The 11,210-nt window shown below is 56.9% G+C and carries 11 protein-coding genes; 4 read left to right on the forward strand and 7 right to left on the reverse strand.

Features of this window, described 5'->3' with window-relative positions:
* Positions 1-162 precede the first annotated feature (162 nt).
* The 6 genes from HMPREF2857_RS00890 to mshD form a co-directional block, all read right to left on the reverse strand.
* The gene (locus HMPREF2857_RS00890) at positions 163-993 is read right to left on the reverse strand and encodes a hypothetical protein (RefSeq protein WP_083310476.1); all 831 of its coding nucleotides are present in this window, start codon (positions 991-993) and stop codon (positions 163-165) included.
* A 266-nt stretch (positions 994-1,259) separates the two neighbouring features.
* A complete protein-coding gene (pstB, locus tag HMPREF2857_RS00895) occupies positions 1,260-2,036 on the reverse strand; it encodes a phosphate ABC transporter ATP-binding protein PstB (RefSeq protein ID WP_016421380.1) in 777 nt (258 codons plus the stop codon).
* A 48-nt stretch (positions 2,037-2,084) separates the two neighbouring features.
* The gene (pstA, locus tag HMPREF2857_RS00900) at positions 2,085-2,978 is read right to left on the reverse strand and encodes a phosphate ABC transporter permease PstA (protein ID WP_070642224.1); all 894 of its coding nucleotides are present in this window, start codon (positions 2,976-2,978) and stop codon (positions 2,085-2,087) included.
* 77 nt (positions 2,979-3,055) lie between these two features.
* The gene (pstC, locus tag HMPREF2857_RS00905) at positions 3,056-4,099 is read right to left on the reverse strand and encodes a phosphate ABC transporter permease subunit PstC (RefSeq protein ID WP_049173061.1); all 1,044 of its coding nucleotides are present in this window, start codon (positions 4,097-4,099) and stop codon (positions 3,056-3,058) included.
* Positions 4,100-4,335: 236 nt separating this feature from the next.
* Positions 4,336-5,433 carry a phosphate ABC transporter substrate-binding protein PstS gene (gene pstS, locus HMPREF2857_RS00910; protein ID WP_016421383.1) on the reverse strand — a complete coding sequence of 366 codons (1,098 nt, stop codon included), beginning with the start codon at positions 5,431-5,433 and terminating at the stop codon, positions 4,336-4,338.
* Positions 5,434-5,772: 339 nt separating this feature from the next.
* Complete coding sequence (gene mshD, locus HMPREF2857_RS00915; RefSeq protein ID WP_049173062.1) at positions 5,773-6,681, reverse strand: mycothiol synthase; 909 nt, start codon at positions 6,679-6,681, stop codon at positions 5,773-5,775.
* Between the two features lie 81 nt (positions 6,682-6,762).
* Between mshD and HMPREF2857_RS00920 the strand changes: the two genes are divergently transcribed.
* Positions 6,763-7,620, forward strand: a complete 858-nt coding sequence (locus HMPREF2857_RS00920) for an LmeA family phospholipid-binding protein (RefSeq protein ID WP_049173063.1) — start codon at positions 6,763-6,765, stop codon at positions 7,618-7,620.
* Positions 7,621-7,721: 101 nt separating this feature from the next.
* Positions 7,722-8,402, forward strand: coding sequence for a heme-binding beta-barrel domain-containing protein (locus HMPREF2857_RS00925; RefSeq protein ID WP_016421386.1), 681 nt, complete (start codon positions 7,722-7,724; stop codon positions 8,400-8,402).
* A 93-nt stretch (positions 8,403-8,495) separates the two neighbouring features.
* On the opposite strand, the gene HMPREF2857_RS00930 is transcribed toward HMPREF2857_RS00925, so the two are convergent.
* Positions 8,496-9,383 (reverse strand): aminodeoxychorismate lyase, encoded by an 888-nt coding sequence (locus HMPREF2857_RS00930; RefSeq protein WP_070642219.1) that lies wholly within the window; start codon positions 9,381-9,383, stop codon positions 8,496-8,498.
* Positions 9,384-9,436: 53 nt separating this feature from the next.
* Here HMPREF2857_RS00930 and HMPREF2857_RS00935 point away from each other — a divergent pair, with 53 nt between their 5' ends.
* Both HMPREF2857_RS00935 and HMPREF2857_RS00940 read left to right on the forward strand, forming a co-directional pair.
* Complete coding sequence (locus HMPREF2857_RS00935; protein WP_241482044.1) at positions 9,437-10,618, forward strand: CAF17-like 4Fe-4S cluster assembly/insertion protein YgfZ; 1,182 nt, start codon at positions 9,437-9,439, stop codon at positions 10,616-10,618.
* 260 nt (positions 10,619-10,878) lie between these two features.
* Complete coding sequence (locus HMPREF2857_RS00940) at positions 10,879-11,061, forward strand: DUF3073 domain-containing protein (RefSeq protein WP_005511943.1); 183 nt, start codon at positions 10,879-10,881, stop codon at positions 11,059-11,061.
* The last annotated feature ends 149 nt before the right edge of the window (positions 11,062-11,210 follow it).

The following is an 11,210-nucleotide window of genomic DNA, read 5'->3' on the forward strand; positions in this document are numbered from 1 at the left end:
GTGGTGATGCATTCACCGCCTGACCCTACCGCCTATAAACGCTATTCACCTGTCATAAACCTAGTCAGTAACTGTTTGTGCGGTTACTTTTCGCGTTAGATGTCTGGAGAATGCCGATTCCTATATCGTGTCCATCCCTGCGGCCCAAGAGACAGCCGCTACTCAAGAGACAGCAACAAAAGACTTCTTTGACATTAAATCTGGGGTGACTGCCAGAACACCCTGGTCTGCCCCATCAATGGGCACAACAATCACCACGTTACCTGCGATTTCACCGTTCTCATACACCGTCTCGAGGGTGTCAAACTCGTCAGGCGCCACCGCCCAAAGCTCCGTTTCGTCCGTGGTTTGGCCACCTGCAGTTACATAATTAATACCAAGCCAGGAACTCTGCCCCTGAGGGTCATTCCCCTTGTACTTTGCAGTAACATGCACAAGTCCGTATACAAACCCCTCTGGAGCAGGGTCATTGAACTGATTTTCCGCCAGAACCTCATCGTTAGCGTTTAGATTTACGCTATCGATAGTAATGGCCCACTGCTCACTTTCGATGGTCGTTCCAATCGGCAACGGATTCTCCCGACTACTGCCCACAGCACCAGAATCGGAAGAATCAGATTTGCTTCCATCCGGGCTAGAGGCAGTCGTATCCCGATTGAACGCATCATCCACGGCATTGCCTACCGAAGAAACAAATACAATTGGCGCAATGAGCAATCCCAACACAGAAAGAATCAGAGCGATAAGAGCTGGTTTTTTGGTAGTTGCGCGCTGAAACAGTCCGACGACCGATAAAATAAATGCAACCGGTAGCGCCACCCAACCAATAATCAAAGCCCCCGGGATACAACCGAGTAAACCAATAATCGCAACTACAAGTGCGATGTAACCGACAATTGGCTTCGGCGCTTTCTCTTCGGCGATTACTGGCCAAGATTGCTCACCCACAGGGGAAAACTGAGGATTGAACTGCGCGTTTTGCTGGCTATCCATAATTGAATAACTCCTATGTAAATATATTTACCCAGACCCCTCTACAGTTTTCCGGGGGACGCTCGATTGCGTCTTCGGAAGATTACCCCGCCCGATAACAAACAGACAATTCCGCCCCAAAACAAACATTATTTTCACCCCCGGCCCCACACCGAAACAAACAGCAATCTCATAAACTTCAACAACAAAAAGAACCCCGTACCTCGCGTGAACACGCGTGAAGTACAGGGCTCTTTCTTTTGCTTATTACGGCATACGCAAAGCGTTTAACCGAAGCGACCGGAGATGTAGTCCTCGGTTTCCTTCTTGTCTGGATTCTCGAAGATCTTCTTGGTCGGGCCAACCTCAACCAGGCGACCCGGCTTACCGGTTGCCTCGAGGGAGAAGAATGCGGTCTGATCGGACACACGAGCTGCCTGCTGCATGTTGTGGGTCACGATGACGATGGTGAATTCTTCCTTCAGCTCGTGAATCAGGTCCTCGATTGCCAGGGTGGAAATCGGGTCCAGTGCGGAACACGGCTCGTCCATCAGCAGAACTTCCGGCTCAACTGCAATTGCGCGTGCGATGCATAGACGCTGCTGCTGACCACCGGAGAGGCCGCCGCCCGGCTTGTCCAGGCGGTCCTTGACCTCATCCCAGAGGTTGGCGCCGCGCAGGGACTTCTCGGCAACCTCCTGGAGATGAGCCTTGTTCTTAACACCGGCCAACTTCAGGCCAGCCACGACGTTGTCCTCGATGGACATGGTCGGGAACGGGTTCGGACGCTGGAACACCATACCGATGGTGTTACGAACGGAGACCGGATCGATCTTCGGGCCATAGATGTTTTCGCCGTCGAGAAGCACCTCGCCAGTGACGTAGGCACCCGGGATGACCTCGTGCATACGGTTCAGCGAACGGAGCACGGTGGACTTACCACAGCCGGACGGGCCAATGAATGCGGTAACGGAACGTGGCGGGACGTGCAGGTCGACGTTCTGCACAGCGTGGAAATCGCCGTAGTAGATGTTGACATCGTTAAGGTCTAGGCGCTTAGCCATGGTCTTTCAAAAACCTTCCTTGAAATAGCGGACGTTAGGCGCCCAGCATTAACTGCTCTTGACGGAGAACTTGGCGGATACGAAGCGCGCCAGGATATTGATGAGGGCAATGATGAGAACCAGCGTGAGCGCTGCGCCCCACATCTTGTCGAATGCCGCACCGGTATTACCGGCCTTGTACATGTCCAGCATGAACAGCGGCAGCGAGGACTGCGACTGGCCGAACGGGTTATAGGTGATGATTCGCGAGGTTGCAACCAGGATCAGCATCGGTGCGGACTCACCCATGACGCGGGCGACGGCCAGCATGATGCCGGTGACGATGCCCGACAGTGCGGTCGGGAGCACAATCTTCAAAATGGTCTTCCACTTCGGAACACCCAGAGCGTAAGAGGCTTCACGCAACTCGTGCGGAACGATGCGCAGCATTTCCTCGGTGTTGCGGACAACGATTGGCAGCATCAGCAGAACCAGCGCCAGCGAGACAGCGAAACCGGAACGGCTCATGCCAAACATGACCACCCACATCGAGTAGATGAACAGCGACGCGACAATCGACGGCACACCGGAGAGGATGTCGACCATGAAGGTGGTGACCTTGCCCAGGCGGGAGTTACCTGCGTACTCGACCAAGTAGATGGCGACGAAGATACCGAACGGCACGGTCATGAGAGTCGTGACCAGAGCCTGAACCAAGGTACCGACGATTGCGTGAGCAACACCACCGGCAGACGCACCAACAGTGACACCACGCTGGGAAGCAGTCCACCACTCACCACTCAGCAGTGACGGGGTACCTCGGACGACAAGCTCGAAGAGAACCCACACCAGCGGGACCAGAGCAAGAGCCATGCAGAAGTAAATCAGGACCGTGGAGACGCTGTCCGCCACCTTGCGGGAACCCTTAATCTGGGTGAATGCCGACTCGGTGGTGGGGACCATGTCTGCAGGGCCGTGAGGCGAAGAATCAGTAGTTGAACTAGTCATTGTTACTTCTCGTTTCTTTTCCTACGACCTTGCTACTTCTTCGCAATCATTCGGGCTGCGGAGTTGACCACGAAGGTCAGCAAGAACAGCACCAAACCTGCGGACATGTAAGCGCCGGCCTTGAGGTTGTCATTGAACTCCGGTGCCGCATTAGCAATTGCGGTTGCGAAGGTGGTACCACCGTCGAAAAGCGAGCCACGGAATGCCGAGGACGGGGAGATTACGAGGTACAGAGCCATCGTCTCACCGAGGGCACGTCCCAGACCCAGCATCGAGCCGGAGATAAAGCCAGAACGACCGAATGGCAGAATAGCCAGCTTGACCATCTCCCAACGGGTCGCACCGAGAGCCAGCGATGCCTCAATGTGACCACGCGGGGTCTGAACAAAGACCTCACGGGTGGTAGCCGCAATAACCGGCAGAATCATAATTGCCAGCACAATGCCACCGGTGAAGAGGTTTCGACCGGTCTCGAATGCCGGCGAGTTTGGGTACAGGGCAAACATCGGGATAAAGCCCAGCGTCTTAGCCAACCACCCGTACAGACCAGCCAATGCCGGACCGAGAGCCATAAAGCCCCACAGACCGTAAACAATCGACGGCACTGCAGCCAGCAAATCCACGAGGTAACCCAGCGGCTTGACCATCTTCTTTGGCGCATAGGCAGTCAGGAAGATAGCAATACCCAGCGCAACCGGCATAGCCAGAATCAGCGCCAGGATGGAAACCGCGACGGTCACCAGAAACATGTTCGGAATACCGAAGTACATGGCGGAGGTATCCGCCAGGTTCCATCGTTCGGTGTAGGTGAAGAAGTTCGCTTCGTTACGGGACATTGCCGGAACTGCGCGCAGGAGCAGGAACACAGCAATTGCGATGATGGCGGCAGTCACCAATGCGGAAGATCCTACCGCCAGAATCTTGAAGATTCGGTCACCAGGACGAACAACGCCGGTCTGAATGGCTTGCTCTTCCGAGCTCTCGTCGCCGGAGGAATCCACCTGCGGTGCTGAGGACTGCAACAGACTGCTGTCTACAGCCTCCTGCTTCCCTTCAATGGGAGTCGAGGAACTCATGATCTCATTTCCTAAGTAGAAGTGATTTGTGCTTCAACGCACATGAAGACCGATTGGCCTCTGTACCCCTCTACGAGCGGTACCCAATCAACTGAGGTGTCGATATATAAAGCCAACCGGTCTACGTCAGGTTTTCGGCCTACAGCTCAAATCTGCGTGGCCGGCTGAAGTAATCCTCGCGCCAACCGGGTAACGACAGAGCTCACTCTGCTTTCACCCGCGTTGCGCGAAAAGAATTACTTGATAGCGTCAACCGCTGCGGACAGCTTGTCCTTGAACTCACCCTGAACCGGGATGTAACCCAGCTCTTCGAGCTCTGGGCCCTGGCCCTCTTCCAGAACAACCTTCAGGAAGTTCTTAACCAGGTCACGAGTCTGCTCGTCGTAACCAGCGGAGCAGACGATTTCGTAAGTGGTCAGAACCAGCGGGTAAGCGCCTTCCTCGTCCATTGCGAACAGAGCGTCGGTGTCAACAACCATGTTGTGACCCTCAGTCTTAAACGTGACGGAATCCAGAGCCTTACCGACGGTGTCGTTGTTCAGCTCAACCGGACCATGACCGAAGTCCATCTTGGCGATGCCCAGGTCCTTGTCCTCAGCGAAGCCAGCCTCGACGTAGGTGATAGCACCGTCGATGTTGGCGACCTCGTTGACAACACCAGCCGAGCCGTTAGCACCCTGGCCAGTAGCAGTCGGGAAGGACTTGGAAGCCTCGTGCTGCCACTGCTCCGGAGCAGCTGCGCTCAGGAACTTCATGAAGTTATCAGTAGTACCGGACTCCTCAGAGCGGTAGACAACCTTGATGTCCTTCTCCGGAAGATCGACACCCTCGTTGACCTCAGCGATCTTCGGGTCGTTCCACTTGGTGATCTTGCCGTCGAAGATTTCAGCAACCAGAGCCGGGGTCAGAGCGACGTCAACACCCTCGAGGTTGTAGGCAACGGCAACCGGACCGATAACCATCGGCAGGTGCCATGCTTCATTGCCGTCGCAGCGCTTCTTAGCCTCTGCGACCTGGTCCTTGCCGTCCTTCTCCTTCAGCGGGGAGTCAGAGCCAGCGAAAGCAACGGTGCCGGCAATGAACTGAGTCTGACCGGAACCAGAGCCAGATGCGTTGTACGACAGGGTCGAGCCGGTCTCTTCAAACTTGGTGGCAAACAGATCCATGGCGCGCTGCTGCGAGGTAGCGCCCTCGCCCTGCAGCTCACCGGTGACGTCAGCCAGACCCTCAACGTTAGAAGCGCCTTCGCCGCCCTCTTCAGAGCAAGCAGCCAGGGTAAGGCTTGCAACAGCGGCCAGACCAATGACAGATGCCGCACGGTTCTTCTTCAGCACAGTAAATCCTCCGGGGTTTTACACAATGAGTGAAACAGTTCACGTGGAACCGCCACACTCCGGTCCACTGCGCTGAACCTATCTACCGATAGTAACCGGAACCTGTTCAGAACATTAACAATTGGTGAACGGCGCAAGTAATTCTTTATTTATCCTCATTTTCCCTGTAAGGGGCCCTAAAATGCGCCCCTGAAACACTGAGGATTGGACAGCATCTCCTCAAAAACACAAGAATCATTGCCCCCGCGCCAGAGGAAAACCACCTAAAACTGAGATAAAGCTAAGCTCGCCCCTCTAGCTCGCCTTCAATAACTCCCCCAATAAACCGAACCGTCGCATCTACGCGCCGTACATCACATCACGGCGGGCCACCTCGAAACCGACCGCACGGTACGTGCGCACTGCCGGCGCATTGTCGCCTTCCACATAGAGAATTACCTTTTCCGCTCCCCGGTTCCGGAGATAGGAAAGCCCAACATTGGTCAGCCATCGCCCCAGGCCACGTCCGCGTGCCTTCGAGCTCAGCCCGATCACATACACCTCACCAGTTGGCACAGACTCCTCGGCGTGCCACTTCGTCCAGTGGAAACCGCAAATCTCCTCCGCACTGTCGCGCGCCCCGGCCACATCCGCAGCAAAGAAAACGCCCTCCGGGTCGAACCACTGCACGTTTCGAGCTCGATCGAGTTGTGGCTGCGACCAACCACCCTGCTCCGGATGCCAGTCAAACGCCTCGTTATTCACAGCCAACCACGCCCGATCCACGGCCGCCTCACCCCACTTCGCACGTGCCGCAGTCAGGGTTAGCGCTTCAACATCATCACGCTTATCGACGTCCCCCGCTGCCTTCTCCAACGCTGAGCCCGAAATGGACATCTGCAACAGCTCGCGGACGACCTTGCGTCCCGTCAACTCTGCCAAACGGCTGGCACCGGCAACATCACCGTGAGCCCAGATAGGCAGGCGCTCGCCAACCTCAGCATCGATGTGCGCAAGCAGCTTCGCCCCGACTCCTTGCTTACGAAACTCCGGATCAACAACCATCTCCACTGCATCCGGCGCAACGGCTGCCAGGCCCAAGTAACGGTCGTTCTCAATAATCGCAAAGTGTCGATGCCCGAAAGAGTCGTCGTCAAGCCCTCGGACGAAAGCCTCGCCGAACGCCTCCACGCCGTCGGTGGAGTGGGCGTGCTGCAGCAGCGTACTGGCGACGGTGGTGTCTACGTCAAGCAGTTCGGTTACGTTCATACGCCCCACCCTATACACAGCAGCGAATTCAACACTTCCCCGATGTCGTCTGAGCCAAAAGCGATGGGGTACTAATAGAGTGTGTCCATTTCCCGACGACAGAAGAAGATCGGTGGCTCTATCCTCGCCGTTGCCGCGCTGGTAGTCGCCACCGACATGGGCTTCGCCAGCCATGCGGAGTACAAGCTCTCCGAGCATATTCAGGAGACTGCTCAGCTGGAGATGACCCCATACGTCGCCATTGGTGGCAAGGCCTACTTGTCTTCCTTTGTTACGGGTAAGTGGAGCTCCGTAACCTCGCGCATCCGCGATGTCGAGGTGCCCGACTTCGGCTTGGTATCTCTGGAGTACGGAGCTTCCAACGTTAAGATCCCGGCATCGGCAGTGCTCAGCGGTAATTTCCCAGAATCGCCGACGAAGCAGTACTTCACTAAGCTCTCGCTCGACGGAGTCTCTCTGGGAAACAAGCTGGGACTGACCGATTTGAGCATCCAGAGCCTGAAGGACTCCTCCCCCACCGGCGGCTGGGAGACCGAGGCTATCTTCGAGGCCACGCCAGCCGGATGGCAGGGAAAAACCCAGGTTACGGCGAAGTTGCGCATTGTCAGCCGCGACGTGGTCATTACGCCGATGGAGATTATTTCTGCGCCCTCGTCCCCAACGGATTCTAAGAACCACGTCAAACCTGAGCTGTCTGAGGCTGATACGCAGCACATTATGGACACCTTCGCTCTGACACTGCGGGATTCAGATATACCGATGGGCATGCCGGCGACTCGCGTGTACGTGTCGGGCGGTTCTATCACCATCGAAGGCGAACAGATTCTGTGCACCGTGTCGCCAACAAACTTCATGCCGCCGACATCCCAGCAGGATGCCGAGGCGTCAGCTCAATCCACGGAGAAGCTGCCGGAGAAGAACTGTCGGGTGCGTCGCTAAGGCCGTCGTCAAGCATCGCCGTTAAGCGTCGGTGCAGCGTTAGCACCATGCGACAACAGCCCATACATGGCCACAAGAGCTTCAGCGGTAGAGTGTGAAGCATGACCGAGAAGAATGGCAGCAACCAGACAGACGCCGCTGCACAGGAGCCTGCAGCTGCGGAAGCCCCTCGCCTCGACGGCAACGAGGCCATCAACCGCGCGGCCGAACAGGCCAAGAGCACCGCTACGCGCAACATCACTGAGCTTGAGGGGCTCCCGATCCCCGACGAGACCGCTAACCTGCGCTTCGGCCCGAATATTCACGACGGCCTGCTGGCACTACTGCCGCTGGTCGGCGTGTGGCGCGGTGAGGGGCAAGCGAACACTGTCGTCGACGGCGAGTACAACTTCGGCCAGCAGCTCATCTTCAGCCACGATGGCGAGAACTACCTGAAGTATGAGTCGCGCATCTGGAAGCTGGACGAAGAAGGCAAGCCGACCGGCCCTGACCAGCGCGAAACAGGATTTTGGCGCATTAACAACGAGGACGAGATTGAGTTCATCTGCGTCCACTCCACCGGCGTCACTGAGATCTACTACGGCAAGCCGGTTTCCGAGCGTGCATGGGAACTGCAGGCAGCCTCCACAATGGTCACTGCTACCGGTCCTGCATCCCTTGGCCCGGGCAAGCGCCTCTACGGTCTGATGCCGAACAACGATCTCGGGTGGGTGGACGAGCGCCTGCGGGATGAGGAATTCGCTCCCCGCATGTCTGCGCAGCTCAAGCGCTACGCGGGCTAGGTTCTCCCCGCTTTACGACGGGCGTTGTGTGGCCTTACTGCGGGGTCCTGTTGCTTCGCGCCCTACTGTTTGGCGCCCCCACTGCGTCAAACCCTACTGCGTCGCCAGCGCCTCGTCGCACAGATCGCGGAAGTCCTTTTCCGCGATTGCATCCGGCTGCCGGATGGGTTCACCATCGATGGACTTAACCACGACCGCGATACGCACCGAAGACACCAGCCATACCGCATCGGCGGTGAATAGGTCCCCGGGCACCAGGACCGTCGGGGTGACTTTCCAGCCGCAGTTGGCAGCTGTTTCAAACAGCGCTGCCTGAGTTGTGCCCGGCAGCACTCCCTCACCGGGGTTGGGAGTCAGCAGCTCATTGCCGCGCTGAACGATGATGGTCGATGTTGGGCCTTCCAGGAGCTTGCCCTCTGCGGAGGTGAAGATGACATCGTCAAAACCCTTGGACTTGGCATAGCGCAAAGCGGCCATATTAGCCGCGTATGACAACGTTTTCGCACCGATGAGAGCCCACGGAGCACGGGAGCCAAGGTCGAGCGAGAAACCGCGCTCTGCAAGCATGACCGATACCGGCTTCAGGCGATTTTCCGCCACTTTTTCCGCGGAGCTAGCCAAAACGTAGCCAGTCGGCTCTCCAGTGGACTCACGACCACGCGAGTACACCCACCGCAACGTCGCATCCCCCTCAATTGACCTATCGCGCAACTCCTGTAGTGCGACCTCGGTAGCCGACCGCCACTGCTGCAGATCCGGGGCTGGCAAATCCAGCATTAGCGCTGACGATGCGAATCGCTTCTCATGCCGGTCAGTATTACAGGTGTGACCACCCCTGACCAGGAGTGTTTCAAAAACTCCGTCGCCGCGAATAGCTCCGAGATCATCCGCGTAGAGGAACGGCTGTCCTGCCTCGACAGCAACCGGGCCGCCGTCTGCGAAGACGTCGATAAGCACTAGAGAAGAAAGCGAATCCGTCATACACACAAGCTTAATCCATGCTTAATTTGAGGATTTCTGGTTAACATGAGGGAGTGAGTGTTGAGTATGTAAGTCCTTTGATGTCTCACGTGGCTGGCGCCGCTGCCCTCGAACTGGGCGGACAGATGGAAGGTTTGGAGAAGGCCTCAGAGAACGCCCCAGACGGAAACTCAGCGAAAAACGTTGAGCAAACCACAGGGCAAGCTAGCGTGGCATGGCACTACGGCCGTCCGCTGGTAGAGCAACGTCACCTGCAGGAGGACTGCGGCGTAGTAGATCGCTCGTACTACCGCGTTATTGAGGTCACTGGCGAGGATCGCCTGACCTACCTCAACACACTTTTTTCGCAGAAGGTCGACGAAGCCGCTCCCGGCACTGTCACTGAAGCACTGAACCTGGATGCAAACGGTCACGTTCTCCATCACATGACGCTGACTGTTTTGGACGATTCCGTGCTTATCGACGTGCCCCCTTCCGGCTTCGACTCCCTGTTGAAGTACCTGAACATGATGGTGTTCTGGTCCAAGGTGGAAATTGCTGAGGTAGAAAGGGCGATTATTTCCGTCATGGGGCCGAATGCCCCTGAGGTCCTGGTAGCCGCTGGTCTCGCATTCCCGCAGGTGGGTAAAGCTACGACTGTGGGACATTCCTACGTCCGGCACCTGCCGTGGCCACGCGGCGGGCGTGTGGATGTGCTCGTACGCCGACAGGATTTAGTCGGTGCTTGGGACGCGCTGGTGGCCGCTGGCGCCTCCCCAGTCGGCCTGATGGGCTGGGAGGCCGAACGCGTAGTCTCCTTGCGGCCCGAGCTGGGAATCGACGTAGACGAGAAGATGATTCCGCATGAGGCTCCCCGCTGGATTGCTTCTGAATTCGACACGGCTGCCGTGCACTTGGACAAGGGCTGCTATCGCGGCCAAGAGACGGTATCACGTGTCCACAATGTTGGTCGCTCCCCACGAGTTTTGGTGATGCTGCAGCTCGACGGCTCGGCCACCCTGCCGGAAACCGGCAATCCAGTGATGATGGGCAAGCGCGCCGTGGGCCGCGTGGGCACCGTCGTGCAACATGCCGATTACGGCCCGATTGCTTTGGCTCTGCTTAAACGCTCAGCTCAGGAGCGCGAGGGCCTTGTGGTGGGTGACTGCGCCGTGGCCGTCGACACTTCCTCCATCGACCGCGTTGAGCAGCTGCCGCCGGGCCGTGTGGCCATCAACCGCCTGCGTGGGAAATAGGTAACAGGAAATAGGTAAAGCCACCAGACAGAGTGGTGAAAAAATAACTTTTTCCATTCTTTTTCAGAAAGGACATTTCCCCAGGCCACAGCACATATTGAGTTGCCTGAGCGCGAGGACACGACCCACTATGGGCCTCCCCGCGTAACCCCTTCGTCTAAAAATCGGCTATGGTGTCTTACAGGAATTAACGCAATAAGACATAAGTGGGTCGGCCGTATCCCCGTGCCGTCCCACGGATTACACAAGGGGGTCAGGCCATGGGTCGCGGCCGTGCGAAAGCAAAGCAGGCGAAGGTTGCCCGTCAGCTCAAGTACGATTCACCAGAAATGGATTTGGAACGTCTGCAGCGGGAACTCGTCGGCAAGTCGAACGAGTCCGATCGAGACGACTATTACTCTGACTGGGAGGAATGGGCCTCAGGCGCTGGTCGCGACAGCTAGCGCAAGCTAACCGCTGTCGTATTTTCCGCAAAGCGTTTCTATTTCAATAAAGCAAGCACCCACCAACGATTCCGTTGGTGGGTGCTTGCTTTTGCTTAGTCGACTGCGTTTATGTGGGTTAAGTAGCAAAAAGTGTGTCTGACTTTCAG

This window comes from Corynebacterium sp. HMSC076C10 (assembly GCF_001812455.1).
Lineage (GTDB): Bacteria > Actinomycetota > Actinomycetes > Mycobacteriales > Mycobacteriaceae > Corynebacterium > Corynebacterium jeikeium_D.